This is a genomic window from Paraburkholderia sediminicola, assembly GCF_046027355.1.
Taxonomy (GTDB): domain Bacteria; phylum Pseudomonadota; class Gammaproteobacteria; order Burkholderiales; family Burkholderiaceae; genus Paraburkholderia; species Paraburkholderia sediminicola_B.
Window position 1 is genome coordinate 13,234 of sequence record NZ_JAQQEK010000029.1, and the last position, 25,730, is coordinate 38,963.

Consider the following 25,730-nt stretch of genomic DNA (forward strand, 5'->3'; position numbering starts at 1 on the left):
GGAGTGGGGAATCATGGATCGACTGACCAGCATGGCGATCTTCGTCAAAACCGCCGACAGCGGCTCGTTCGCCGCGGCGGCGCTCGCGTTCGGCATCTCGTCGCAGATGGCCGGCAAGCACGTGAGCGCGCTTGAAGAGCGCGTCGGCGCCCGGTTGCTGAACCGCACCACGCGCCGCCAGAGCCTCACCGAAATCGGCCAGATCTTCTATGAGCGCTGCAAGGCGCTGCTGGCCGACGCCGCGGCGGCCGAGTCGGTCGCCCAGGAACTGTCGGCGTCGCCGCGCGGACGCCTGCGTATTACCGCGCCCGTCACGTTCGGCGCCTGCTGCCTCGCGCCGATGATCACGCGCTATCTGAAAGCGCATCCCGAGGTGCGGGTCGAGTTGACGCTGACCGACCGCTTCGTGGATCTGATCGACGAGGGTTACGAGGCTGCGATCCGCCTCGGCGCGCTGTCGGATTCGTCGCTGATCGCGCGGCCGTTGATGCCTTACCGGCTGGTCGCGTGCGCGTCGCCCGGCTATCTGGCGGAACGCGGCGAACCGCGCACGCCTCACGAGCTGACGGCGCACGAGTGTCTGAGCTTCGCCTATACGAGCATGCCGGCCGACACCGAATGGCGTTTCGCCGACGCCCAGGGCGAGCACGTGGTGTCGATCGCCGGCCGTTTCGAGGCCAATGACGTCAAGGCGCTGCTGGCCGCCGCGCTCAACGGCGGCGGCGTGATGCTCGCCCCCGAAGTGGCGGTCAAGGACGAACTCGCGGCGGGCCGCCTCGTGCGCCTGCTGTCCGGCTATGAGGCAACCGCGCGGCCGATGCATCTGGTATTCCCCGCCAGCCGCGTCACGCCGAAATTGCGCGCGTTCATCGACCAGGTCGTCGCCGAATTCGGCCCGCACAACGCGTGAACCAAGCGTGAACAACGCGCGCAAGAACCGCACGGAAATCCTCACCACACGCCCGTGACAAGCCGCCAATCTCGCCGCATTGCCCGCTAGAATGGCCGGCTTTGCCCGCTTCGGGCGCGTCACAAGGCAAAATACGGGTTTTGCGCGCGTAACCCGCGCCGCGCATCCGGATGAATCAGACGCTGGCGGCACGCACGCCGCCGGCCTTCGCAAACTCGCACGACGGCGGCCCGCTCAAGCCCGGCGCGGCTTGGCGGCCAATCGCGGGCGACGCAGCCAGGACAGCTCGTCCTTTAACAGAGCACCTCAGGAGCATTTATGACCGATTCGAACCCATCCTTCCTCGGCAGGATTTCCCTGGCCGTGGGCACGTTTTTCCGCATCCTCGGCGATGGCGAATTCGCCGCCGGTGTCTTGCGCCTGCGTGACGGCGTTGCCGCCAGTGCCGCGCCCGCCCCGGCACCCACGCCCGCACCGGCACCCGCGCCGCAGCCGGCGCCCGTGCTGAAGGAAGCCAGTCCCGACGCCGCGTTGCAACTGCTCGGCCTGCTGCAACGCGACGCGCGCTTCATCGATTTCGTCGAGGAAGACATCAAGAGCTATAGCGACGCCGACATCGGCGCGGCCGCGCGCCTCGTGCACGACGGTTGCCGCGCGACGCTGCGCGAGCATTTCACGATCCGCCCGGTGCGCGACGAAGCCGAGGGCAGCCGCGTCACGCTGGCCGAAGGTTTCGACGCGGCCTCGATTCGCCTGACCGGCAATGTCGTCGGCCGGGCGCCGTTTAACGGCAGCATCAGCCATCGTGGCTGGCGGGTCGACGAAGTGCGTCTGCCGAAACTCGCGGACAGCCACAACGCAAAAGTGATCGCACCGGCCGAGGTGGAGCTATGAGCGACGCACGCCAATCACGCTACGCCATCGGCATCGACCTCGGCACCACGCACTGCGCGCTGTCCTACGTGGACACCAGCGCGAGCGACGGCGAAAAGACCGCGCAAGGCGTGCTGCCGATCGCGCAGCTCACGGGCCCCGGCGCGATCGACAACCTCGATCTGCTGCCCTCGTTCCTCTATCTGCCGCATCCCGACGAACTCGCGTCGGGCGACCTCTATCTGCCGTGGACCGGCCAGCGCGAATTCGCCGTCGGCGAGTTCGCCCGCAGCCGCGGCGCGGCCACGCCGATCCGGCTCGTGTCGAGCGCGAAGAGCTGGCTGTGCCATCCGGGCGTCGACCGGCGCGCGGCGATTCTGCCCAACGACGCGCCGCCCGAAGTCGCGCGCGTCTCGCCGCTCGAAAGCTCGGTGCGTTATCTGACGCACTTGCGTGAAGCCTGGGATCACGCGCATCCCGACGCGCCGTTCAGCGAGCAGGACATCACGGTGACGATCCCGGCATCGTTCGATCCGGCCGCGCGCGAGCTGACCGCCGAAGCCGCCGAGGCCGCCGGCTTCGGCCGCATGACGTTGCTGGAAGAACCGCAGGCTGCGTTGTATAGCTGGATCCAGAAGAGCGGCGGCGACTGGCGCAAACAGGTCAAGGTCGGCGACATCATCCTGGTGGTGGATGTGGGCGGCGGCACGACCGACCTCTCGCTGATCGCCGTGATCGAGCGCGAAGGCAATCTCGAACTGCATCGCGTGGCGGTCGGCGAACACATTCTGCTCGGCGGCGACAACATGGACCTCGCGCTCGCGCACGTGGTCGCGCGCAAGCTGGCGGCACAAGGTACCCAGGCCGACGCGTGGCAACTGCGCGCTCTCACCTATGCGTGCCGCTCGGCCAAGGAAATGCTGCTCAGCGACCCGGCCACCGATACCGTGCCGCTCGTCGTGCCGAGCCGCGGCTCGAAGCTGATCGGCGGCTCGATCCGCACCGAACTCACGCGCGCCGAATTGACCCAGACGATCCTCGAAGGCTTCTTCCCGCAGGTGGAGAGCGCCGCGCGTCCAGTGAGCCGCGCGCGTGCCGGTCTGACGCAGCTCGGCTTACCGTATGCGCAGGACGCGGGCATCACGCGGCATCTGGCTGCGTTCCTCGGCCGTCAAGTGGGCGCGCTGGCTGAACTCGCAGGCGTGAGCGGCATCGCGGCTGCGGAGAATGCGAGCTTCCTGCATCCCACGGCGGTGCTGTTCAACGGCGGCGTGTTCAAGTCGCCGCTGCTGGTCGAGCGCATCATGGGCACGCTCAACAACTGGCTCGTCGCGGAAGGCGCGCCGTCGGCGCGGCTGCTCGAAGGCGCCGATCTCGATCTCGCCGTCGCGCGCGGCGCAGCCTACTACGGCTACGTACGACGCGGCCGCGGCGTGCGGATTCGCGGCGGCACGGCGCGCGCGTACTACATCGCGATCGAATCGGCGATGCCCGCCGTGCCCGGTCTCGAGCCACCGATCCAGGCGCTGTGCGTCGCGCCGTTCGGCATGGAGGAAGGCACCGATGCCGAACTGCCCGCGCAGGAATTCGGGCTGGTGGTCGGCGAGCCGGTGCACTTCCGTTTCTTCGGGTCATCGGTGCGCCGTCAGGATCAGGTCGGCACGTTGCTCGACTTCTGGGGTCCGGAGGAATTGCAGGAGCTCGAGGAGATTCAGGCGACGCTGCCCGCCGCCGGCCGCACCGCCGGTGAAGTCGTGCCGGTGAAGCTGCATGCGCGCGTCACCGAGGCGGGCACGCTCGAACTCGAAGCCGTGCCGCGTGGCACCGACGAGCGCTGGAAAGTCGAGTTCGACGTGCGCGGCAACGCGAATGCATGAATGTGATGAAGCGGTATAGCGTCGGTATCGATCTCGGCACCAGCAACACGGTGCTCGCCTATGCGGAGGCTGGGTCACAGTCGATCCAGGTCTTCGAGATCGAGCAACTGGTGAGCCCTGGTGAAGTGGCCGCGCGGCCGCTTCTGCCCTCGGTGCGCTATCACGCGGCGCAAGGGGAACTGAACCCCGGCGATCTGCAATTGCCGTGGTCCATTGCAAATCAGACCGACGCACAGCCGGTCGTGATCGGCCGGCTCGCGCGTGTGTTGGGCGCTCAGGTGCCCGGCCGGCTGGTATCGAGCGCGAAGAGCTGGCTCTCGCATGCGTCAGTGGATCGCACCGCGCCGATCCTGCCGTGGGGCGCCGCCGACGACGTCCGCAAAGTCTCGCCGGTCGAAGCCAGCGCGAGCTATCTGGCGCACGTGCGCGCGGCCTGGAACCAGCGTTTTCCGGATGCGCCGCTCGAACGCCAGGATGTGGTGCTCACGGTGCCGGCGTCGTTCGACGAAGGCGCGCGAGCGCTGACCGTGGAAGCCGCCCGCATGGCCGGCTTGCCTGCGTTGAGGCTGCTGGAGGAGCCACAAGCGGCGTTTTATGACTGGCTGTTTCATCACCGCGAGCGGCTGGCAAGCGAACTTGCGGATACCCGTCTCGTGCTGATCTGCGACGTGGGCGGCGGCACCACCGACCTCACGCTGATCGAAGTCAGCCTGCGTGACGGCGAGCCACAGCTCACGCGGATCGGCGTGGGCAATCATCTGATGCTCGGCGGCGACAACATGGATCTGGCGCTCGCGCATCTGGTGGAAGCGCGGCTGCCGGGCAGCTCGCACCAAGCCGGCGAGCGCACGCGGCTGTCGGCCGCGAGTCTGTCACAACTGGTCGAGCGCTGTCGCAATGCGAAGGAACAACTGCTCGGCCCGCAGGCGCCCGACTCCACGTCTATCACGCTGCTCGGCGCGGGCTCGAAGTTGATCGGCGGCGCACGCACGGTGCAGGTCACGCGCGAAGAGGTCGAGCAGATCATCGTCGACGGCTTTTTTCCGGCGGCGATGTCGAATGAGCGGCCGGGCAGACCGCGTGGCGCGATCGTCGAATTCGGCCTGCCCTATGCAACCGATGCCGCCGTCACGCGTCATATCGCGGCGTTCCTGAGCCGCTTCGCGGCGCAGTCGCGTAAAGCGCTGGGCGTCGAGTCGTCTGGTTCACCAGACGAAGACGCGTTGCCGGTGCCCGACACACTTCTGCTAAACGGCGGCGTGTTCCGCGCCGAAGCGCTCACCCAACGTCTGGCCAGCACCTTAGGCACGTGGCGCGGCGAGCCGCTCAACGTGCTGCACAACGACAACCCCGACGTCGCCGTGGCACGCGGCGCGGTCGCCTATTCGCTCGCGCGCGCGGGCAACGCGCCGAAAATCGGCGGCGGCTCGCCGCGCAGCTACTTCCTCGTCCTCGACGAAGCCGGCGACGGCAAGCACGATGCCGAGCCCGTGCAACGCGGCATCTGCCTGCTGCCACGCGGCACGGAAGAAGGCCACGAGATCCTGATCGCGGATCGCACCTTCGCGCTGCGTCTCGGACATCCGGTGCGGTTTCACCTCGTGTCATCGAGCGCGGATACGGTGTATCGACCCGGCGAATTGATCGATCTCGCCGGCGGCGACTTCGTCCGCTTGCCGCCGATCGCGACCATCGTGCAGCCGCGCGGCGCGAGCAGCGCGCGCGAAACCGCGGTGCAGATCGCGACGTCACTGACCGAAGTGGGCACGCTCGAAGTCCACTGCATCGAACTCGACAATCCCACGCAGCGCTGGCTGCTCGAATTCCAGTTGCGCCGTGAAGACGCACAAGTGAATCTGGCGGGCGATGCAGCACCGGCTCGCCATCCGGCGCTCGACCAGGCGGTCGAACATATCGACCGCAGCTTCGGCTCGCGCGCGCAGAAGGTCGATCCGAAAGAAGTCAAACGCCTGCGCTCGCAACTCGAACAACTGCTGGGCCCGCGCGAAACCTGGAATAGCGCGTTGCTGCGCGAACTGTTCGGCGCACTGTGGGAACGCGCGCGCCGCCGGCGCCGCTCGGCGGATCACGAGCGCCTCTGGCTGAATCTGGCCGGCTATTGCGTGCGGCCCGGCTTCGGCTATCCACTCGACGAATGGCGCGTCGAACAACTCTGGTCGCTCTTCGACGACGGCATCCAGTACGTCAACGAAGGCCAGGTCTGGTCGGAATGGTGGACACTGTGGCGCCGCGCCGCCGGCGGCCTCGTCGAGAGCGCGCAACTGCGTGTGCTCGACGCGATGGCGTATCTGCAAGGCGCCGCGCAATCGCGTCACAAGCTGCCGTTCGACGTGGCGAAGACCGGCTTCACCGACATGGTGAGGCTGAGCGCATCGCTCGAACGGATTCCCGTCGAGCGCAAGATCGAACTCGGCGAATCGGTGCTGACGCGTTTGAAGAAACCCGCTGAGAATCATCAAAGCTGGTGGGCGGTCGGCCGTATCGGTGCACGGCGGCCGTTTTACGGCAGCGCGCATAGCGTCGTGCCGCCTGATATTGCTGGAGCATGGCTTAACGCAATCCTCGCGCTCGACTGGAAGAAGGTCGATCCCGCCGCGTTTGCCGCCGTGCAGATCGCTCGCATGACCGGCGACCGCTCGCGCGACTTGCCCGAAGACTTGCGTCTTGCGGTAGTGCGCCGGCTCGAAGCGTCCAACGCGCCGCGCGCGTGGATCACCATGGTGAGCGAGAGCGTCGAGCTCGATAACGCCGACGAAGGCCGTGTGTTCGGCGAATCGCTGCCGGCGGGACTGAAGCTGATCGCGAGCTGAGCGCAAATTGATCGCACGTTGATCGCCAGCTGAACGTATGTGGAGCACGATAGCTTCGCCTCACCCGCCGCTTTATACCGGGCGCCGTGCCACCATCGACGAACAACTCGGCCCCGTGATGTAGCTCGCGTCAGCCGATGCGAGGAACAACACGGCCGTGGCGATTTCGTCGGGTTCGCCGACGCAGCCAGGCGGCGTGGTCTCGCTGACCTGCTGGCGGCACGGGTCGATCTGTTCGTCGCTCATCTTCAGAGTTCCGATTTGTACGCCGGCATGACCACCACGCCGGGCACCACCAAGTTGACGCGAATGCCGCAGCCTTTCAGATCGCATGCCCACGTGCGGGCGAACGATCGCAGCGCGGTTTTCGCTGCGGCGTAAACGCCGAAAACGGGCACGCCGTGAACTGTCGCGATCGATCACCTCGACGCCCACCGCCCACATGCCGCCGTCAATGCCCTCTTCGATGCCGCGCCCGGTGTCGTCGACCTTGACGAGTGTGTCGCCGGCAAGTGGTGGGTTTCGCCATGGTGTTCCGCATTTTTGTGTGTGATTCCCTTGGCCGCCCGGTCGATCCACGTGTTCGTCAGTTGCACCGCCTGCATACAGATAAATGCTACATCGGTGGACATTCCTCATGCTGCAATGTATCCAGCAGCGTCGTGCTTCCCATCATTTCGCTGCGCCCGTTTTCTCCAACAGGAGTTCAGGAAAATGACCACATCATCAGTGGGTAGCTCGATGTCCGCGGTTCCGGACGAACTTCATACACTCAACAAAGACAACGATAAACCCCAACCTGCGGGACATGCTTCGCGAAGTACGCCCCCCCTCTCCTCGCCACAGTCACATAGGGCGCCGGCAAATCATGATGCGCCCCGCCATCCGGGAACGCCGTCCCTATCCGCTCACAGGGCGGTGGCCGCCGTATTCTCCCGTCAGACCTCCGGCGAAACCATCCCGGCACGTGCCCCATTGCCGTATGAGGCGGCCGGGAGCATCCCTACCCTCGATGTTCTATCGCGAGGAACCCGTTCTGCAGGTATTGCATCCGCACTCGCCCTCGCCCTCGCCCAGCCAGCAAAACACCCCAGCGGGCCCAGCGGCACGCCGGCCACAGGCGCCACGAAAGCGCAACAAGGCAAGCCGAACGGGCAGACCACGCAACCCTCAGATACGCTGCCCGGCGCCAGCATCGAAGAGTTCAGCCGGCTCAACGAGGAATACGACACCGAGGATGGCTACCTCCCCCGCAACAGCGAGGCCGACTCCCAGATTGCACAACAAATTGAAGATGGCCTCCAGCAGGAAATGACCGGATACCCCCCTCAGCTGATCCAGTTCCAGCAAAGAGAAACCCGTCTGCAAGGCATGCTGGCTGAGCTGCCTGAGAGCGAACGCCAGTTCTATGGTGGCGTGGTCGCGACCTTGGGCGCGGTCTACCAGCTCGAAACCAGCAACGACAAACGCTACGCGATCGATCAGAAAATGACCGATCTGGAAAACGCCGTTCGCGAAGAAGCGACCCGCGTTCGCAACGATCCGGTCGACCGGGTGCTGAGCCAGTTCAGCCCGCCCATGGGAGCTGCCTATCTGAACAAGGAAGACCGGGAAAGTGTCGACTACCTCGATAAATTGCGCGATGACTTCCTCGGCGCAGTGGATGCCGACGAACGGGAAGATATCTTCCAGGAAGCCAGCGAGCTTAAAGCCAAACTGCAGGAGCGGATCTCCGTCGAAGTCGGCAAACGCCAGCGCGTAAAACACGCCCAGTGGAAAGAAGCCAACGGAGAAGTGGACCGCATCCTCAAGGAAGCGCAGGCGCAGACCGACCCCGCAAAGCGCTACGAACTGATTGGCCGCCAGCTCTTTGAGATCAATCCGGGGCAGGACGAGTTGAAAGACAAGGTCATTCTGGCCTTCACGCAGCGCATGCATGACTCGCCCGAACTGCGCGACAAGCTCGACACCTGGCATGATCAGGTCAGCGGCCCCCTCAATGCGCACTCAGTGGGCGCCGCCAAAAGATACACGGATATTCTCCGGAACCTGCCCCCGGTGAGTGCGGACTACGTGCGCGATCTCAGCGATCAATACACCGCCGTTCTCAAGGACGCCAGCTTCAAGGACTACTCCATCACCCCAGCGGTCCGGGCAGAAAAGCTGGCCGGGCAAATAATGGAAGGCTTTGAGCGCGTGATACTCGGCCTGACGCCTTTAGCGCCGTTGGCCGATCTTCAGCCTTCGACACTGCCGGACAATGTTCGGATGGGGCTCGATTATGGCTCGGCGTTCCTGGGCATTCTTGCTGGAGAAGGCTGGGGCATTGTCAAAGAAATCAGTCTCGCGGGTAAGGCCATTTCCGCGGTAGCCAGAAACGCAGAGCTTGCCAATATGGCGGGAAGAGAGGGCGGCACTGCGGGCAAGAGCCTCGTCCAGACTGCGGGTCAAGCCCTTACAGAGGGGATACAGGCAGAGCTTACCCTGAAGCGGGAAGCGAAAGCCGCCGAAAGAGTGCTCCAGGAGAAGACACTCGCAGAGGCAGGCCCAGCAATCGACCCCACCAACCAGCTGGCACATCAAAGCGTAGGAAGCACCCCTTACGGGTCGCTCGTGACCTATGCCGAACCTGATGTTTTCCTTAGTGATTTACGCCCTGGGCAAAAGCCGGGCATCCTCGTCGATGCAAGAGGCGACAGGTATATTGGACTGGGTGGAAAGGCTTATCACGTCCGCTTTGACAGCGACAGCGACACCTGGCGGGTGTTCAAGAAAGGGGCCGATCTGAAACCGCAATATCCGGTTCGACTGAACGAATCAACCCACGAATGGGAGATCAATAGCGACGTGGGAATGCCGGGAGGAGGACGATCAGGCGCAAAACTTGAAGACACGGTGCGACAGGAAGTCATCAGACTTCTGAAAGAAGGAGAGTTGTCGCGAAAAAAAATTGCAGAAAAATTGGGCATATCCCCCGCCACAGTAAGCAACATTGCCACAAAGGAAAACATCGACCTATCTGCCAATGACTCTCTGCGTCGCGTGGCACTCACGCCAGCGACCCGGCAGCGAGTTATCGAACTGTTAAGAGAGGGACAGTTGAGCGCCCGGCAGATAGCCAGAGATCTTGACATCTCTCCTGGCACTGTAGGAACGATTGCCAAGCAAAATCACATCCCTCTCGGACGTGTTGGGCGCACTCCAATCAAACCGGAAGTCCAGCAGGAAGTTATCGATCTGTTACGCAAGGGCGAGTTAAGCTACAGACAAATAGCAAAGCGATTTGGCATAAATCGCACGACAGTATTTAACATCGCCAAGAAAAATCATATACAGCGAACTGCCGCCGCCCTGCGCAATCTGAGAATCACACCGGGAACGCGGCAGGAAATCATCAGACTGCTACGGGACGGAGGACTGACACTAGAAAAGATCGCCGACCGGGAAGGGGTAAGTGCAAGGACAGTAGATAGGATCGCCGCGCAAGAAAGGATACGTGCCTCCGGGGGCGCGAAGGCTACCAGGGGCGTCACGCCTGAGCAGATAGATCAGGCCTTTGCCCTGAAGGACCAGGGGAAAACAACTCGCGAAATCGCCGACGCAGTCAAGCTCTCACAGAGGAGAGTCAAGGACATTCTGGCAAATATCAATTCCGATACTTACAAAAGGTCATGGTGGGATACGACGCCGGCAAATCGGACCGCCGCCATTCGGCAACTGGATGAGGGCAAAGCCCCCAAAGACGTTGCGAGGGATCTGGGTCTGCCGCTGGAAACCGTGCGAGGGATTGCCAATCAGCATCGGGTGGCAAGAGATTCGTTGGCCAGTGAACTGTTGGCAGAACACAAATCGCCCGAAGAGGTCGCCAAGTCGCTAGGCATGTCTCACGATTATGTGAAGCGGCTGGCCGAGGGCATGCCTGAAGGCACCCACGACATCCGTTTCACCTCAAAAGATCGGGATGCAGCAATGGATATGTTCGAGAAGGGCTATAGCCGACAGGACGTCGCCACGAAACTCGGCATCTCTCCGTGGAAAGCCCATAGTCTTGCTAACGAATTCCGTACGGCAACCATGGACTCTGTGACGCCACAACAACTTGACGATATCGTACGGGCGCTTAACCTCCGGGATTACAGCTTTACAACTGGCGATCTGGCCCGGGCAACCCATGTGCCCGAGAGTACGATAGCGGTCGTCGAGCAGGAATATGCGGGCGGTTTCCTGGTACCGCGCCCCCAGTCTCCTCAACCCGGCCCGTCCTGGGCAATGTCGCCGGCGCCTGCCGATCATTACGAATGGGTTCCACCGCTTTCGTCAAGCCAGGAAATTGAGGCGATTCGCGCAATGGATGAAGGCCGCAGCCTGAAGGACGTTGCCGGCCAACTCAAGCAACCTTACGCGGCCGTTCAGCGATTGTATGAAGATGAATTGCCCGTTGTGGCGCAGGAAGACGATCCTATCGACGCTTCGCCAGCAGAACTGCCTCCTCAGGGAGCGACTGTATTCAGCGAAGAGGACAAAGCTGAAATTCGAGATCTCGCGCAGGGCAGCGGTCTAAGCGCGTCATTCATTGCCGGTTGGTTTAATGTGCCGATGGAAGACATTCAGAAGGTCCTGAACTCGAATCCCTGAGCAACCTGCATGAAATTGGGGAACGCGCTTGCCGTATGTCTCAAGCGCTTCCTCAGTGCGGCGACCGCCTTCGGTCAGGTTCTGATGGTGACACGTCCGGCCCTTCGAACGGATTCCTGTCGAGCGCAAGATCGAATTCGGCAGGTCGGTGCTGAACCGTCCGAAAAAAGGCCGCCGAAAATCATCAAAGCTGGTGGGCGGTCGCCCGTATTGAAACTCGCGGGGTTATGTCAGATCGAAACTCAACACCGCTTGCGCCGCAAGCGTGTCCTTGCGATTCTTGAGACTCTCCGCGAGCAGATCGCGGAATATGAGCAGTCTGTCGGCGCCGTGCTGTGCGCGAAATCCGTCCAGGACTTCGGCGATGGCGGCCTGTTGCGTCGCCGGCGTCAACGTGCTGGCAATGTAGGAACTGCCGCGCGCCAGATCCATCATGTAAGTGGTTCTGCAGAGCGCCTTCTCTGCCTCTCGAGCGGATTTTCGTCCGTTACGCATCGTTGTTTTTCTCGGTGGTCTTTTTCGTTGCATGTACAACCAGCAGCTCTCATCTGCCGGCGAGGCCAAGCGTTCTTATGCTTCGGCCTGACGCAACCATCTCCTTCTATCTGAACAGTTGAACCTTAAGAGAACCTTATGCGCGGCGGATAAAAGCTACGCAGACGGATGATTGATAGAAGCCACCCATTCGCTTGATGACTATCGGTATGTTTTGCTGAATGGGCGTGTGCTCGTTGCCTCTTCACATGCAAAAAAGGCCGGAAAAACCGGCCTTTTCGTATGAAGACTCGACGATTGTTTGGTAGTACTACACCTGCGTCATGCCACCGTCGCCAGCCAATTCGATCCCCGTGATGAAGCTCGCGTCGTCGGAAGCCAGGAACGAGACGGCCTTGGCGATCTCGTCCGGTTCGCCGACGCGGCCAAGCGGCGTGGTCTCGCTGGCTTGCTGGCGGAACGCGTCGATCTGCTCGTCGCTCATGCCCAGTTCGGACTTGTAGGCCGGCGTGACCACCACGCCGGGCGCCACCACGTTGACGCGAATCCCGCGGCCCTTCAGATCCGTCGCCCATGTGCGGGCGAACGAACGCAGCGCGGCCTTGGTCGCGGCATACACGCCGAAGGCCGGCATGCCCTTGCTTCCGGCGATCGAACCCGTGACGACGATCGCGCTGCCTGGCCGCATCAACGGCAAGGCTTTCTGCACCGTGAACAGCGTGCCTTTGACGTTGATGCCGAAGTACTTGTCGAACTGCGCCTCGGTGATCGCGCCGAGCGGCGAAAACTCGCCGCCGCCCGCATTCGCGAACAGGATGTCGAGCCGGTCGTGGGCGGCCTGCACCGTGCTGAACATCCGGTCGAGGTCGGCGGCCGACGAGATGTCCGCGCGAATCGCGATGGCGCCGTGGCCGATGTGCTCCACCGCGTCGTCGAGTTCGGCCTGACGCCGGCCGGTGATGTAGACGGTCGCGCCTTCCTGGGCGAAACGCGTTGCGGCGGCGAGGCCGATGCCGCTGCTGCCGCCTGTTACCAGCACGATCTTGCCGGCGTGTTTGCGGGGATTGACGTTTTCGAGTTTGGATTGACTCATGAACTGCTCCTGTGTGTGAGGTCGGTTGACCATGACACCCAGCTTATTTCATGCACACACGGAGATAAATATGTATTCTGTGGTTTCTTTATTCACATTTGTGGATAATCCACTCGAACGGAACCCACATGGATCACTTGCAGGCCATCCGCATCTTTGCGCGCGTGGTGGAAACCGGTGGCTTCGGCCGCGCGGCGCAGTCGCTGCAGATGCCCAACGCGACGGTCAGCAAGTGGGTCAAGTCGCTCGAAGATCACCTGGGCGTGAAACTCCTCGAACGCAGCACGCGCAGCGTCAGCGTCACGACGGACGGCACCGCGTACTACGAGCGCACGCGGCACCTGCTGAGCGAACTCGACGATATCGAGGCGACCTTGGGCCGCGATCGCGCGAGCCCGCGCGGCGTGCTGCGGGTCGACACCGGCGGCTCGACCGCGAGCGGCATCCTGATTCCCGCGCTCCCCGAATTTTGCGCGCGTTACCCGGACATTCAGGTGCGCTTGAGCGTGACGGACCGTACCGCCGATCTGATCGCCGAGAACATCGACTGCGCGATTCGCAGCTCGGCGGATGATCCCGCTTTGGTGACACACGCGATCGGCACGCTACGCTGGACCACGTGCGCGAGCCCGGCGTATCTGGCCGAACATGGCACGCCCTTGCACCCGCGCCAGATCGTCGACGAGGGGCATGCGGTGGTCGGCTACTTCTCGGCAAGCAGCGGAATCGTGCAGCCCTTGCATTTCTTCAAGGACGGCGAGCCTCTCGTGCTCGACAACGTCCGCAATACAGTCATGGTGAGCGAGAGCAATGCGCATCTGGCCACCGCGCTCGCGGGTCTCGGCATCGTTCATACGCTAGATTTCATGGTGCGGCCGGCCGTGGAGCGCGGCGATCTCGTGCCGATCCTGACGGACTGGCGGCCGGAGCCGCTGCAGGTTTATCTCGCCTATCCACCGAGCCGCCGTTACAGCACCAAACTTCGCGTGTTCGCCGACTGGGTGAGCCAGCTCTGCGCGCTGCACGAGACTTCCTGAACGCAGAGGCGCCTTACGCCATCGTCACCTGGTTTCGACCGCCATGTTTCGATCGATACAGCGCCCGGTCCGCGCTTGCGAAACCCTCGCGATGCGCCGGCCGTGACGTTTCGCTGATGCGCGTCAACGATGCGCCCACGCTCACCGTGACCCTGCCGAGCGGCGACGCGCGATGCTCGATCGCCAGATCCACCACGCCCTGGCGCAGCGTGTCGAGCGTGTCTTCGAGCGCTGCGTGCTCCGCTTGCAACACCAGCAGGCCGAACTCCTCGCCGCCCATGCGCCCGACGATGATGCGTTCGCCATCGGCCGCCGCCTGCATCACCGAGGCCACTTTGCGCAGGCACTGGTCGCCCGCCTGGTGGCCGTAGGTGTCGTTGTACTGCTTGAACCAGTCCACGTCGACCACGACCGAACCCATGACGTCGCCGTCCTGGGCTTCTTTCCAGCGGCGCGTGATGCCCTCCAGCAGGAAACGGCGGTTGTACAACTGCGTCAGCGGATCGATCGCGGTGGCCGTGCGCATCTTCAGATCGTTCTCGATCATCGCGCGCAGGTGATAAAACACGCCGCGCTGCCCCGCGTCGAGCCGGCCGGGTGACGGGTCCATCGCGCACAACGCGCCGACGATCTCGCCATTGGGCGCGCGCAGCGCGATCGCCGCATAAAAGCGCACGAAGGGATGTCGCTGCACCAGCATGCATTCGCCGAAACGCGCGTCGTTGTGCGCATCTTCGATGACGAACAGCTCCTCGTCGCGCACGGCATAGTCGGCGAGCGAGCGGGCGCGCGTGACGAGCGGCATCGCCATGCCGACCTCGGCGCGGTAATGCTGGTACTCCTCGTCGAGCAGCGTGATCGCGGTGATCGCCGCGCCGGTCACGCTCTTGAGAATTTCCGCTGCGTGGGTGAAGCATTCGCGCATCACCTGATCGTCGTGCAACAGCCATTCGATCACCGACGATTCCACCTCGGGTTCGCCGGCGGCGGACGAATCGAACTGCATGCGGCTGGACAGACGGTCGTTACTGAAGGCGAGTTGCACGGCTGGGTTCCAGAATGTAATTAGCTCGTGTCAACGGCACAAGCACGCGAAACTTGAGCGGCCGTGAAGCTTGTCCGCGCGCAAACCGGGCACGGCGGCGCGGATCGACGCGTGGCGCCAGGAAGTACAATTCACCCGCCAGTCACGCGCCGCCTGCGTTTGCTCAAAAAACAGGCGGCACATCCTTTTCAACAGACAATTGCCCGTGCCTTCGCCGCACTTTGTTCAAGCACGCGACGCCGCCGACCTGTTCTCATGACGACAACCGCCCATCACCGCCCGACGAGCGCTTTGCTCATCACCGACGTCCGCCTCGCCGAGGGCACCCAGGTCGACGTCTCGATCGCCGACGGCCGCATCGCGGCAATCGGCGCGGATCTGCCGCGCGAGCCCGGCGTGACGCTCGAGGACGGCGCGGGCGCGTTGCTGCTGCCGGGTTTCGTCGAAGGCCATACGCATCTGGACAAGACTAACTGGGGCATGCGCTGGTATCGCAACGAGGTCGGGCCGAAGCTGACCGACCGCATCGAAAACGAACGGCGCTTTCGCGCCGGGAGCGGCCATGACGCGGGCGCGCAGTCGCTCGCCCTCGCACGCGCGTTTCTGCAGGCGGGCACGACGCGCCTGCGCACGCACGTCGATATCGACACCGACGCGGGGCTGCGTCATCTGGAAGGCGTGCTTGCCACGCGCGACGCGCTGCGCGACGTGCTCGACATGCAGATCGTCGCGTTTCCGCAATCGGGGCTGCTCGGCCGCGCGGGTACAGATGGGTTGCTTGATGCCGCATTGAGCGCGGGCGCCGACGTGCTCGGCGCGCTCGATCCGGCGTTGATCGACGGCGATCCGGTTGCCTCGCTCGACGTGACGTTCGGACTCGCGGAGCGTCATCACAAGCCGATCGATATTCACCTACACGAGCCCGGCGAGATCGGCGCTTTCACGCTCGGTCTTCTGCTCGACCGCGTCGCCGCGCTCGGCATGCAAGGCCAGGTGGTGGTCAGTCACGCGTTCTGTCTCGGCGCGCTGCCCGAGCGCGAACGTGACGCCTTGCTCGAGCGCCTCGCCGATCTGCGCGTCGCGCTGTTGACCACCGCGCCCTCCTCGACGCCCGTTCCGCCGCTCAAAACCTGCCTTGAAAAAGGCGTCACGCTGTTCGGCGGCAACGACGGCATTCGCGATACGTGGACCCCTTACGGCTCGCCGGATATGCTCGAGCGCGCGATGCTGATCGCGATGCGCTACGGCCTGCGCCGCGACGACGATCTCGCCCTCGCCTTCGACTGCGTGAGCAGCACGGCCGCGCGCGCTTGCGGGTTCACGGACTACGGCCTGCACGCCGGCGCGCGCGCCGACCTCGTGCTGGTCGACGCCGACACGCTCGCGCATGCACTCGTCGCACGGCCGCCGCGCAAGCTCGTGGTGGCCAATGGCCGGATCGTCGCACGCCACGGCGCGGCTCCCGAATCCCTGAATTGAACACGACGGTGGCGAGGCTGCGCGCCCGCGCCACGTCACCCGCTACAACGTTTTTCGCACTCACATGATCAATCTCTTCCAGGCCATGCAGGCGTTCGTCAAGGTCGCCGACGCGGGCAGCTTCGCGCAGGCCGCGGAGCAACTCAGCGTCTCGACCTCGGTGGTCACGCGCCACGTGTCGAGCCTTGAAAAACATCTCGGCATTCGCCTGTTTCAGCGCACCACGCGCAAGGTGGTGCTGACCGAAGCCGGTGCCGAATATGCCGACGGTTGCCGCCTCCTGATGGCCGAACTCGAAGAAGTCGAATCGCGCGCGACCACCGCGTCGAAAGAAGTCGCGGGCGATCTGCGCATCGTGGCGCTGGGGAGTTTTTCGTTATTTCGTCTCACGCCGCTGTTCGCGGAGTACCAGGCCAAGTTTCCGCATGTAAATCTGCGCGTCACGCTCACGGAAAAACGTGTCGATCTGCTGGAAGGCGGTTTCGATGTGGGCATCGTGACCGAGCATATGATCCGTTCGGAGTCGCTGGTGGTGCGCCGCCTGATCAACTCGCACGCGGTGCCGGTCGCGTCGGCCGCTTACCTCGCCCAAGCCGGTCATCCGAAAACGCCCGCCGACCTCGCGCGGCATCGGGTGATCACCGCGCCGCTCGACACGAGCCCGCAAACCTGGGTGTTCAGCAAGGGCGACGGCGGCGAAGAGAGCATCGCGCTCGATGCGTCGTTCACCGTCAACAGCATGATCATGCAGAAACAGGCAGCGCTCGGCGCGATGGGCATCGCGCTGCTGCCGCTGGAGATGGTCGATGACGAATTGCGCGCGGGCACGTTGGTGCGGATTCTCGCCGACCACGCCGTGCTCAATGGCGACGTGGCGGTCTCGCTCGTGTATCCGAGCCGGGAGTTCGTGCCGCGCAAGATCCGGGAGTTTATCGATCTGGCGGTGGGGTTTTTCGAGTAGTTCCCTAGAGAGAGAGGCGTCTGAGGCCTCTCTCCTGATCAAGGCCGCTCGCCGCGCGCCAGGCGCGCCTCGATGTCGTACACCACCGGCATCAGATCCGCGACGCTGTCGATCACATAATGCGCGCCCGCCGCCTGCAGCTTCTGGATCGCCGCCTTGCGACGCCAAGCAAATTCATCGGGCGCCAACGCCTTGACGTCGTCTTCGGCCATGCCGAAGGCATTGCCGCTCACCGCGACCCCGACCGCCCATGTGCCGCCGTTGATGCCCTCTTCGATGCCGACCTCGGTGTCGTCGACCTTGATCGCATCCTTCGCGCGCCAGACGCCCAGTTCCGGCAACGTCTTATAGATCATGTACGGCGACGGCCGCCCTTCCGGCGTATCGCCAGTGCACACGATGCTGTCCGGCGAGAAACCTTGCGCCGCCGCGCCCGGCACGATCTCGGCCATGATTTCGCGCGTGTAGCCGGTGGTCGTGCCGATCCGGATGTCGTCGCCGCGCAATGCGCTCGCCACCTCGGCCACGCCCGGAATCACCGAACTGTAGCTCGCGGCCACCGCGATGTTCTTCGGCACGAATACGTCGTACATGGCGTCGATATCCGCTTCGCCCGGCGCGTGCCCGTACTTGTCGGCCCATGCTTGCGCGACGCGTGGCAACGCCATCAGCGCCGCAATATGCGGGCGCTTGGCCATGCCCATCGGGCCGCGTGCTTCATCGATCGTGATCGACACGCCGAACTGCTCGAATGTCTCGACGAAGGCGCCCATCGGCGCCAGCGAACCGTAATCGACCACCGTGCCGGCCCAATCGAAAATCACTGCTTTTACGTGTTTCATTTGCTTCGATCCTCAGGCCGCGTCGGCCAATGTCTTGCGTTCTTCGATCGCAGCCGCCGGCGGGGCGGCGTGCTCGACGCCCATCGTCCGCAGCGAACTCGCGCACGCCGCCACGACGCGGCGCATCACGTCCTCATCCACCTGCCCGATGCAGCCGATACGGAAGCTGTCCACCACCGTCAATTTGCCCGGATAGATGATGAAGCCCTGCTCCTTCATCAATTCATAGAAGCGCTCGAACCTGAACGACGGATGCGCCGGCGCGAAAAACGTCACGATGATCGGCGAGCGCCAGCGTGCGTTCAGCAGCGGCTCGAAGCCGAGTTCGCGCATGCCGGCCACCAGCATGTCGCGATTGTTCGCATACCGCGCGAGACGTCCGGCCTGTCCGCCTTCGAGCTTGTGCAGACGCAGCGCCTCGATAAACGCGGCCACGGTGTGCGTGGGCGGCGTGAAACGCCACTGGCCGGTACGGTTCATCACGTCCCACTGGTCGTAGACGTCGAGCGAGAGCGAGTGGCTGCGGCCCTTCGCCTCCTGCAACGCGCTCTTGCGGGCGATCACGAAGCCGAAACCAGGCACGCCCTCGATACATTTATTCGCCGACGACACGAAGGCCTCGCAGGCAATCTCGCGCACGTCGAGCGGCACCGCGCCGAAGGCGCTCATCGAATCGATCAGCAGCTTGCGGCCCTTCTTCGCGGTGGCGGCGGCAATTTCCTCGATCGGGTTGAGAATCCCCGAACTGGTTTCGCAATGCACGGCGATCACGTGCGTGATGCGCGGATCGGCGTCCAGCATGCGTTCCACTTCGGCGCCGCGCGGCGGCAGGTAATCGCCCTTGTCGAGCATCGTGCAAGCGCGGCCGAGATAGCCGAGCGTGGTCGCAATGCGCTTGCCGTACGCGCCGTTGGCCAGCACGAGCGCGTGACCGTCGCGCGGAATCAGACTGCCGAGCATCGCTTCGACACAATAGCTGCCGCTGCCTTGCAGCGGCACGCAGTCGTAGTCGCCCGCCGTGTCGCCGGCGATCTCCAGCAGGCTGCTGCGCAGCAGCGCGGTCATCGCGCGGAAATCGCCGTCCCACGAGCCCCAGTCGCGCAGCATCGCTTCCTTGGTCGAGAACGCGGTGGTGAGCGGCCCGGGCGTCAACAAGTACGGCTCACCCTTCGCGGGCGGCGCGCACGTGACTGCGGCGGGTCCTGCGGCGCTCACGGCTGGGGAACGGTCGATAACGCTGTCCATGTTCGGAATCTCCGGTATCGCTGTTTCGGTGACTCACACAGTACAGAAACGCGCGGCATCGGTAAAATCGATATAATCGATGCAGGTATCGTAATAACTTATAGCCCAGCGAGGCACACGTGCAATACGCGCAATTGCGGGCGTTTCATGCGGTCGCGGAACATGGCGGGTTCTCCAAAGCGGCGCAAGCGCTCTCGCTCACGCAGCCGGCCGTGTCGGATCACGTGCGGCGGCTGGAGCAGGATTACGGGGTCAAACTGTTCGAACGCGGGCCGCGCGGCGTCGAGACCACCGAACTCGGTCTCCGTCTTTTCAGCGTAACGCGGCAGATGCTCAGTTGCGAGCGCGACGCGCGGCAACTGCTCGAATCGGCGGGCGGGCTCGAATCCGGCTCGCTGTCGCTGGCCGCGGACGCGCCCGATCTGGCGGTCGCGCTGATCAGCGCCTTTCGCAAGTTGCATCCGGGCATCGTCGTGACACTGTCCATCGCCAACGCCGCGGACTGCATGCAGCGCGTGCTCTCCAGCGTCGTCGACGCCGCCATTACCGCCGCGCCGCAAGTGCACAGCCGCCTGGAGGCGCGGGTGTTACGACGCGATCCCTTGGTCGCGATGGTGCCGGCGAGCTATCCGGTGGCGAAGAAACGCAAGCTGAGCTACGCCGAACTGGTGCAGCAACCGATGATTTTCCGCGAGTCGCAATCCGTCACGCAGCAGTTACTGGAAATCGAATTGGTGCGCGAATCGCTGCAGGTGGAACCGGTGATGTATGTAGACGGCCGCGAGGCGCTTGAAGAAGCGGTCGCGCAAGGCATGGGCGTGGGTGTGATCGCGCGCGCCGAATTCAACGAATCGCGGCGGATCAGAATGATTCCGCTACAGGACTGTCAGGTGCGAATGATCGAATCGCTGACGCGGCTCGCCGAGCGGCCGGGGTCGAATCTGCTGGACGCGTTGTTCGCGGTGGAGTTGACGAAGCCGGCGCCTGCCACGCCGGCTGGATGAAACCAAAAACCGCCCGGCAGGCGATGCCTGCGGGCGGCCTTCTTTTTTCACATGACGTGGCGTGACACTATCCGGCCACGCCACACACCTTCACGCCAAACCGCTTAACGCGATCCACCGCTCGCGATCAGGCTTTCACCGGTCAGCCAGCGCGCGTCGTCGGAGGCGAGGAAGGCGACGACATCGGCGATATCGTCAGGCTGGCCGATACGGCCGAGCGGCGTCGTGCTGACGGCCCACGTTTCAAAGTCTGAACCGACGAGGCCGCCGCTATGCGTGCCTTCGGTTGCGACCATGCCCGGATTCACGGAATTGACGCGGATCTTGCGCGGGCCGAGTTCGCGTGCAAGCACGCCCGTAATACCATCGACGGCGCCCTTGGTGGCGGTATAGACCGCGCTGCCCGGCGGCGTGATGCGGCTCACCACCGAACTGATATTGACGATGCTGCCGCCTTCGCCGAGATGCTTGACCGCGGCCTGCGTGGTCAATAGCAGACCCAGCACGTTCACGTTGAAGTGCTTATGGAAATGCTCTTCGGTGATCTCTTCGATCGGCGAGAATTCATACACGCCCGAGTTGTTGACGAGAATGTCGAGACGGCCATACGTTTCCACAGCCGTATCGATGATGCCTTTCGCGTCCGCCGCTTTGGACACGTCGCCTGCAACGGCCACGGCCTTGCCACCGGCAGCGGTGATCGCATCGACCACGCTGTCCGCGCCCGCCTTGCTCGACGAGTAGTTCACCACCACTGAAGCGCCTTGCGCCGCCAATGCCTTGGCGATCGCCGCGCCGATACCTTTCGATGCACCGGTTACGACTGCAACTTTACCTGTGAGCTTGCTCATGATCGATTCCTTTAAATGGGATTCGCGCCGACGCTGTCGCGAAGATTCGCGGGTTGCGGTGGAAATCCACTGGCGCTGACACTGGTGACAATGTAGGCACCTCGGCCGTCTGGATAAAGCGGCTGAAGGCGAATAGATACGTCGGTTGAGCCGAACAATCGGAAGACAGGTGACGCGGATAGCTCGAAGGCTTGATGCGAGTGGCGGCGTCATCCGCCAGCGCGAATGGGGGAATCACGAGTAAGCGCGCACATAAGACCGAACAGTGCTCTCCCCCTGTCAGTGTAGGCGGTTCAAAGCGTCGGCGTTTCTATAAAACAGTCTGTGTCCGCCGCCCGCCCGTATTAGCCGCACGCTCTTCGAGCGCGAGCTCGATGAACGCCCGCGTTGCCGCGTTCCGATACGCGCCTTTGCGCAATAGCAGCGCAGCCGTACGCTGCGGCAGAGCCGGTTCCAACTGCACGAGAAACAGTTCGTCATGCTCGCGCGCGATCGCGGCCGGCAGCAGCGTGGCGAGTGCACTGCGGCGCACGATCTCGATGACCGCGCTAATCGAATTCACCTCCATCGCGATGCGCGGCGAAATGCCGTGCTGTCTGCAATATCGATCGATGTACTGACGCGTCGCGAACTCTTCGTTGAGCAGAACGAGCGCTTCGTTTTCGAACTGGCTCAGATTCAACGCGGAACGCCGCTTTGCATACGGATGCGATTTGCCGACCACCATCGCCAGCGCTTCGACGAATAGCGTCTGTGTCTCGATGTCCGGTGTATGCGTCTCGTCGAATGCGATGCCGACGTCGAGCGCATCTTCGTTCAACAACGCTTCCATCCGGTCCTGCGGCATTTCGAGGATGCTCAACGTGATGTTCGGATAGCGGCGGTTGTACTTTTCCAGAAGCGGGCCGATCAGGTAGGCGGTGAATGTCGGCGTCATCGCGAGACGCAGCGAACCGCGGCTCAACTCCTGTACGTCGTGAATCGCCCGCTTGCCCGCCTCCAGGTCCTGCAGCGCGCGTTGCGCGTAGTGCACATAGGCAGTGCCGGCATCGGTCAACTGGATCGTGCGGCCGGACCGGTCGAGCAATTGCACTCGCAAGGTATCTTCCAGCTGCTTGATCTGTTGCGACAGCGTCGGCTGCGACACGTGCAGAGCCTCGGCCGCGCGCGTGAAATTGCGGTGCTCAGCGACTGCAAGGAAGTAACGGATGTGCCTGAGCAGCATGATGTCCTCTCGAACTATTGGCGTTGCCTATCGAGAGAATAATAAACCGGTCTTGGACGCTATAGATTGATCGGCGCATTCTTCATCCATCGATTCCCAACGAACACACCGATGGAGCGAACCATGCAAGACATCATCGACGGATTCCTGAAATTTCAGCGCGACGCCTTCCCGCAGCGCTCCGAGCTGTTCAGGAAGTTGGCCACGAGCCAGCACCCGAGTACCCTGTTCATTTCGTGCTCGGACAGCCGGCTGGTGCCGGAACTCGTCACGCAGCGCGAGCCCGGCGATCTGTTCGTGATCCGCAACGCGGGCAACATCGTGCCGTCGTACGGTCCGGAGCCGGGCGGCGTGACCGCCACGGTCGAGTACGCAGTCGCCGCGCTCGGCGTCACCGATGTGGTGATCTGCGGTCATTCCGACTGCGGCGCGATGACGGCCATCGCGACCTGCAAATGCATGGACCATATGCCCGCCGTGCGCAACTGGCTGCATTACGCGGACTCCGCGAAAGTCGTCAACGAGGCGCGCGAGCACAAGAGCGAACGCGAGCGGGTCGACTCGATGGTCCGCGAAAACGTGATAGCACAACTCGCGAACATCAAGACCCATCCTTCCGTGCGGCTCGCCCTCGAACAGGGACATCTGGCGCTGCACGGCTGGGTGTACGACATCGAAACCGGCTCGATCGATACGCTCGACGGTTCGACGAACCGCTTCGTTTCTCTCGCGGAACATCCGCATGCATGTGCCACCCCGGCTCGACTCGACGTCGCGGCCTGACTTTACTTACCTCCGAGGAAATTCATCATGACGCAATCCCAATACAGCCAGGCCCCACGTGAAGCCCTGACCGACGCGATCATCGACGCAAAGGTTCGCAAGAATCTGACGTTCGAGCAGATCAACGAAGGCACGGGTCTGAGTCTTGCATTCGTCACCGCCGCGTTGCTCGGCCAGCATCCGCTGCCGGCAAACGCCGCCAAGGTCGTGGCCGATAAACTCGAACTTGGCGAAGACGCGGTGCGCCTGCTGCAAACCATCCCGCTGCGCGGCAGCATTCCGGGCGGCGTGCCGACCGATCCGACCATCTACCGGTTCTACGAAATGGTGCAGATCTACGGTTCGACGCTGAAGGCGCTGGTTCACGAGCAGTTCGGCGACGGCATCATCAGCGCGATCAACTTCAAGCTCGACATCAAGAAGGTCGACGATCCGGAAGGCGGTCACCGCGCCGTCATCACGCTGGACGGCAAGTATTTGCCGACCAAACCGTTCTGACGCGACAGCGGAGCCGTTCTGGTGAGAACGGCTCCATCAACGGCACTGACACGGCTTACGGCGCAATGAATTCAGCACTTACGCAGCAACATGATCTGCGCGGCCACGCTGGCCAGTACCGCCAGCGCGCCGAGCGTATCCAGAATAACGGGCCACACGATTTGCTCCTTGCACATTCGCTTTCACCACTGCCTGATTAAACGAATGCGCGCGCCATCAATTGAATACCCAGTCCGAGCAGACAGACAAAGAACCAGCGCCTGAAAGTCTGCGCGCTGATACGTCCACGCACGCGCTGTCCGATCCACATGCCGAGCAGCGCCGGGACCACGGCGAAGAGCGATTCGCCCAGATCGCCGGCGGCAAACGCGTGCTCTCTGGTGAGTCCGATCGCCAGCGCGATGGTCGACACCGTGAACGACAAACCGAGCGCCTGCACCAGATCCTCTTTCTTCAACGCCAGCCCTTGCAGATACGGTACTGCTGGCACGACAAACACGCCAGTGCCGCCGGTGACGACGCCCGTCACCGCGCCGATCGCCGGCGACAGCCAGCGCTCGTGGCGCGCCGGCACTGAAAAGCGCCACGCCAGCAAACCGGCCACGGCGTACAGCGTCAACGCGGCGCCGAGTCCGACCACGGCCCACTCGCCGCCCCCGCCCGCAATGAACGACGCGGCCGCGACCGTGCCGGCGACGATGCCCAGCATCATCGGCCACAAGCGTCTGAGGAGCGCCCGCACGCTCGGCCCCCCGAACAATTGCCAGACGTTCGTCACGAACGACGGCAACAGCAGCATCGCGGCAGCCTGCGCCGGCAGCATCAGCGTGCCGAGCACACCCATGGCGACGGTCGGCAGTCCCATGCCGGTCACTCCCTTGACGAAGCCGGCGACCACGAAAGTCGCGGCGACCACGCCCGCACGCATTGCAAACGAAGAGATCATCGGAATGTTGTTATTGAAGTGATGTCGGCAATTTTCAATCGCCGCAAGGCCGGCCACAATGCGTAAGATACTTACTCTGACTTAGGCTGGGGCTAAGGCTGTGACCACAGGCTGAACCTCACCGGCAACCGCACATCAACTCTTCCTCCATGCGCTTCGACCTCATCGATCTACGTCTGTTTTTGCATATCCTCGAAACCGGCAGCATCACCCACGGCGCCGCGCGCGCGAACATGTCGCTGCCGTCGGCGAGCGCGCGGCTGCGCGGCATGGAAGACGCGCTCGGCATGCCGCTGCTCGAACGCGGCCGACGCGGCGTCGAATCCACGCCCACCGGCGACACGCTCGCGCATCACGCGCGGCTCGTCCTCGGGCAGATCGAAAGAATGCAGGGCGAACTGGGCGAGCATCAGGAAGGCCGCAAAGCCTGCATACGGTTGTGGACCAACACGGCGGCCATCACCGAGTTCCTGCCCTCCGCGATCGGCCTCTTTCTGCGCGATCACCCCAACGTGCAGATCGACCTGAAGGAGCGCCAAAGCAGTGAAACGGTCAAGGCGGTACTGACCGGCGCGGCTGAAATCGGCATCATTTCCGATGCGGTCGAACACGGTACGCTGCAGACCTTCCCCTTCGCCATCGACAAACTGGTGCTGATCACGAGCCGCGACGACGCGCTCGCCACCCGCCGCCGCACCACGCTGGCGGAAGTGGCGGACAGGGAATTCATCGGACTGAGCGCGGATAGCGCGTTGCAGGCCTACCTCGGCGAGCGCGCGCTGCTAGCCGGCCAGCCGCTCAGCTTCCGCACCCACGTGCGGACGTTCGACGCCATCTGCTGCATGGTCGAACAAGGCGCCGGCCTCGGTATCGTGCCGGCCACGGCGGCGAAGCGCTATCGCGGCACGCCCGGCATCCGCACGATCGAGCTGACCGATAGCTGGGCCGCGCGCCAGTTGCTGATCTGCATGCGCGACCTGAACGCGATGCCGCGACCCGAAAAGGCGCTGGTGCGGCATCTGGCGGGGATTTGAATGTTCCGTTTGGAATGCCTGCGCCGCACTATTATCAGTCCAATTTATCTAACTAACTATTTTTAA

Annotated in this window: 21 protein-coding genes; 12 read left to right on the plus strand and 9 right to left on the minus strand. The window is 63.5% G+C overall.

Annotated elements, in window-relative coordinates; all coding sequences use genetic code 11:
- Positions 1 to 13 precede the first annotated feature (13 nt).
- The 4 genes from PQR42_RS34860 to PQR42_RS34875 all read left to right on the plus strand — a co-directional run bounded on the left by PQR42_RS34860 (position 14) and on the right by PQR42_RS34875 (position 6,491).
- A complete protein-coding gene (locus PQR42_RS34860; protein ID WP_408390036.1) occupies positions 14 to 910 on the plus strand; it encodes a LysR family transcriptional regulator in 897 nt (298 codons plus the stop codon).
- Positions 911 to 1,228: 318 nt separating this feature from the next.
- Complete coding sequence (locus PQR42_RS34865) at positions 1,229 to 1,804, plus strand: DUF2760 domain-containing protein (protein WP_408390034.1); 576 nt, start codon at positions 1,229 to 1,231, stop codon at positions 1,802 to 1,804.
- Positions 1,801 to 3,660, plus strand: a complete 1,860-nt coding sequence (locus PQR42_RS34870; protein ID WP_408390031.1) for an Hsp70 family protein — start codon at positions 1,801 to 1,803, stop codon at positions 3,658 to 3,660. Before PQR42_RS34865 ends, PQR42_RS34870 begins: the two co-directional genes overlap by 4 nt.
- Complete coding sequence (locus tag PQR42_RS34875; protein ID WP_408390029.1) at positions 3,657 to 6,491, plus strand: Hsp70 family protein; 2,835 nt, start codon at positions 3,657 to 3,659, stop codon at positions 6,489 to 6,491. Before PQR42_RS34870 ends, PQR42_RS34875 begins: the two co-directional genes overlap by 4 nt.
- A 72-nt stretch (positions 6,492 to 6,563) precedes the next feature.
- On the opposite strand, the gene PQR42_RS45810 is transcribed toward PQR42_RS34875, so the two are convergent.
- Positions 6,564 to 7,070: an SDR family oxidoreductase gene (locus PQR42_RS45810; RefSeq protein ID WP_459252331.1), complete on the minus strand. Its 507-nt coding sequence runs from the start codon at positions 7,068 to 7,070 to the stop codon at positions 6,564 to 6,566.
- A 135-nt stretch (positions 7,071 to 7,205) separates the two neighbouring features.
- On the opposite strand from PQR42_RS45810, the gene PQR42_RS34890 reads away from it, so the two are divergent.
- Positions 7,206 to 11,126 carry an ArsR family transcriptional regulator gene (locus tag PQR42_RS34890; protein WP_408390023.1) on the plus strand — a complete coding sequence of 1,307 codons (3,921 nt, stop codon included), beginning with the start codon at positions 7,206 to 7,208 and terminating at the stop codon, positions 11,124 to 11,126.
- Between the two features lie 225 nt (positions 11,127 to 11,351).
- On the opposite strand, the gene PQR42_RS34895 is transcribed toward PQR42_RS34890, so the two are convergent.
- A complete protein-coding gene (locus tag PQR42_RS34895; RefSeq protein WP_408390021.1) occupies positions 11,352 to 11,561 on the minus strand; it encodes a hypothetical protein in 210 nt (69 codons plus the stop codon).
- Between the two features lie 370 nt (positions 11,562 to 11,931).
- A complete protein-coding gene (locus PQR42_RS34900; RefSeq protein ID WP_408390019.1) occupies positions 11,932 to 12,714 on the minus strand; it encodes a glucose 1-dehydrogenase in 783 nt (260 codons plus the stop codon).
- Between the two features lie 128 nt (positions 12,715 to 12,842).
- On the opposite strand from PQR42_RS34900, the gene PQR42_RS34905 reads away from it, so the two are divergent.
- Entirely contained in the window at positions 12,843 to 13,751 is a 909-nt protein-coding gene (locus PQR42_RS34905; protein ID WP_408390016.1) for a LysR family transcriptional regulator, read from the plus strand.
- 13 nt (positions 13,752 to 13,764) lie between these two features.
- On the opposite strand, the gene PQR42_RS34910 is transcribed toward PQR42_RS34905, so the two are convergent.
- Positions 13,765 to 14,796 (minus strand): GGDEF domain-containing protein, encoded by a 1,032-nt coding sequence (locus PQR42_RS34910; RefSeq protein ID WP_408494913.1) that lies wholly within the window; start codon positions 14,794 to 14,796, stop codon positions 13,765 to 13,767.
- A 255-nt stretch (positions 14,797 to 15,051) separates the two neighbouring features.
- On the opposite strand from PQR42_RS34910, the gene PQR42_RS34915 reads away from it, so the two are divergent.
- Positions 15,052 to 16,275 carry an amidohydrolase family protein gene (locus tag PQR42_RS34915; RefSeq protein WP_408215829.1) on the plus strand — a complete coding sequence of 408 codons (1,224 nt, stop codon included), beginning with the start codon at positions 15,052 to 15,054 and terminating at the stop codon, positions 16,273 to 16,275.
- Positions 16,276 to 16,339: 64 nt separating this feature from the next.
- Positions 16,340 to 17,236: a LysR family transcriptional regulator gene (locus PQR42_RS34920; RefSeq protein WP_408215832.1), complete on the plus strand. Its 897-nt coding sequence runs from the start codon at positions 16,340 to 16,342 to the stop codon at positions 17,234 to 17,236.
- 38 nt (positions 17,237 to 17,274) lie between these two features.
- On the opposite strand, the gene phnX is transcribed toward PQR42_RS34920, so the two are convergent.
- Together phnX and PQR42_RS34930 are read right to left on the minus strand one after the other, a co-directional pair.
- A complete protein-coding gene (phnX, locus tag PQR42_RS34925; RefSeq protein WP_408215835.1) occupies positions 17,275 to 18,078 on the minus strand; it encodes a phosphonoacetaldehyde hydrolase in 804 nt (267 codons plus the stop codon).
- 12 nt (positions 18,079 to 18,090) lie between these two features.
- Positions 18,091 to 19,323 carry a 2-aminoethylphosphonate--pyruvate transaminase gene (locus PQR42_RS34930; protein ID WP_408390012.1) on the minus strand — a complete coding sequence of 411 codons (1,233 nt, stop codon included), beginning with the start codon at positions 19,321 to 19,323 and terminating at the stop codon, positions 18,091 to 18,093.
- Between the two features lie 119 nt (positions 19,324 to 19,442).
- Between PQR42_RS34930 and PQR42_RS34935 the strand changes: the two genes are divergently transcribed.
- Positions 19,443 to 20,327 (plus strand): LysR substrate-binding domain-containing protein, encoded by an 885-nt coding sequence (locus PQR42_RS34935; RefSeq protein ID WP_408390010.1) that lies wholly within the window; start codon positions 19,443 to 19,445, stop codon positions 20,325 to 20,327.
- Positions 20,328 to 20,431: 104 nt separating this feature from the next.
- On the opposite strand, the gene PQR42_RS34940 is transcribed toward PQR42_RS34935, so the two are convergent.
- Both PQR42_RS34940 and cynR read right to left on the minus strand, forming a co-directional pair.
- On the minus strand, positions 20,432 to 21,178 hold the full coding sequence (locus PQR42_RS34940; RefSeq protein ID WP_408215844.1) for a glucose 1-dehydrogenase: 747 nt from the start codon (positions 21,176 to 21,178) through the stop codon (positions 20,432 to 20,434).
- Between the two features lie 310 nt (positions 21,179 to 21,488).
- On the minus strand, positions 21,489 to 22,403 hold the full coding sequence (gene cynR, locus PQR42_RS34945) for a transcriptional regulator CynR (RefSeq protein ID WP_408390008.1): 915 nt from the start codon (positions 22,401 to 22,403) through the stop codon (positions 21,489 to 21,491).
- Between the two features lie 123 nt (positions 22,404 to 22,526).
- On the opposite strand from cynR, the gene PQR42_RS34950 reads away from it, so the two are divergent.
- Both PQR42_RS34950 and cynS read left to right on the plus strand, forming a co-directional pair.
- Complete coding sequence (locus tag PQR42_RS34950) at positions 22,527 to 23,186, plus strand: carbonic anhydrase (RefSeq protein WP_408215850.1); 660 nt, start codon at positions 22,527 to 22,529, stop codon at positions 23,184 to 23,186.
- Between the two features lie 27 nt (positions 23,187 to 23,213).
- Complete coding sequence (gene cynS, locus PQR42_RS34955; protein ID WP_132374363.1) at positions 23,214 to 23,684, plus strand: cyanase; 471 nt, start codon at positions 23,214 to 23,216, stop codon at positions 23,682 to 23,684.
- A gap of 196 nt (positions 23,685 to 23,880) precedes the next feature.
- Here cynS and PQR42_RS34960 read toward each other — a convergent pair whose 3' ends face one another.
- On the minus strand, positions 23,881 to 24,630 hold the full coding sequence (locus tag PQR42_RS34960) for a sulfite exporter TauE/SafE family protein (RefSeq protein WP_408215853.1): 750 nt from the start codon (positions 24,628 to 24,630) through the stop codon (positions 23,881 to 23,883).
- Between the two features lie 149 nt (positions 24,631 to 24,779).
- Here PQR42_RS34960 and PQR42_RS34965 point away from each other — a divergent pair, with 149 nt between their 5' ends.
- Positions 24,780 to 25,664: a LysR family transcriptional regulator gene (locus PQR42_RS34965; protein WP_408390006.1), complete on the plus strand. Its 885-nt coding sequence runs from the start codon at positions 24,780 to 24,782 to the stop codon at positions 25,662 to 25,664.
- The last annotated feature ends 66 nt before the right edge of the window (positions 25,665 to 25,730 follow it).

Bases quoted from the DNA above. Each gene is read 5' to 3' on its own strand.
- PQR42_RS34860 (WP_408390036.1), top strand. From the start codon at position 14: ATGGATCGACTGACCAGCATGGCGATCTTCGTCAAAACCGCCGACAGC.
- PQR42_RS34865 (WP_408390034.1), top strand. From the start codon at position 1,229: ATGACCGATTCGAACCCATCCTTCCTCGGCAGGATTTCCCTGGCCGTG.
- PQR42_RS34870 (WP_408390031.1), top strand. From the start codon at position 1,801: ATGAGCGACGCACGCCAATCACGCTACGCCATCGGCATCGACCTCGGC.
- PQR42_RS34875 (WP_408390029.1), top strand. From the start codon at position 3,657: ATGAATGTGATGAAGCGGTATAGCGTCGGTATCGATCTCGGCACCAGC.
- PQR42_RS34890 (WP_408390023.1), top strand. From the start codon at position 7,206: ATGACCACATCATCAGTGGGTAGCTCGATGTCCGCGGTTCCGGACGAA.
- PQR42_RS34895 (WP_408390021.1), bottom strand. From the start codon at position 11,561: ATGATGGATCTGGCGCGCGGCAGTTCCTACATTGCCAGCACGTTGACG.
- PQR42_RS34900 (WP_408390019.1), bottom strand. From the start codon at position 12,714: ATGAGTCAATCCAAACTCGAAAACGTCAATCCCCGCAAACACGCCGGC.
- PQR42_RS34905 (WP_408390016.1), top strand. From the start codon at position 12,843: ATGGATCACTTGCAGGCCATCCGCATCTTTGCGCGCGTGGTGGAAACC.
- PQR42_RS34915 (WP_408215829.1), top strand. From the start codon at position 15,052: ATGACGACAACCGCCCATCACCGCCCGACGAGCGCTTTGCTCATCACC.
- PQR42_RS34920 (WP_408215832.1), top strand. From the start codon at position 16,340: ATGATCAATCTCTTCCAGGCCATGCAGGCGTTCGTCAAGGTCGCCGAC.
- phnX (WP_408215835.1), bottom strand. From the start codon at position 18,078: ATGAAACACGTAAAAGCAGTGATTTTCGATTGGGCCGGCACGGTGGTC.
- PQR42_RS34930 (WP_408390012.1), bottom strand. From the start codon at position 19,323: ATGGACAGCGTTATCGACCGTTCCCCAGCCGTGAGCGCCGCAGGACCC.
- PQR42_RS34940 (WP_408215844.1), bottom strand. From the start codon at position 21,178: ATGAGCAAGCTCACAGGTAAAGTTGCAGTCGTAACCGGTGCATCGAAA.
- cynR (WP_408390008.1), bottom strand. From the start codon at position 22,403: ATGCTGCTCAGGCACATCCGTTACTTCCTTGCAGTCGCTGAGCACCGC.
- PQR42_RS34950 (WP_408215850.1), top strand. From the start codon at position 22,527: ATGCAAGACATCATCGACGGATTCCTGAAATTTCAGCGCGACGCCTTC.
- cynS (WP_132374363.1), top strand. From the start codon at position 23,214: ATGACGCAATCCCAATACAGCCAGGCCCCACGTGAAGCCCTGACCGAC.
- PQR42_RS34960 (WP_408215853.1), bottom strand. From the start codon at position 24,630: ATGATCTCTTCGTTTGCAATGCGTGCGGGCGTGGTCGCCGCGACTTTC.
- PQR42_RS34965 (WP_408390006.1), top strand. From the start codon at position 24,780: ATGCGCTTCGACCTCATCGATCTACGTCTGTTTTTGCATATCCTCGAA.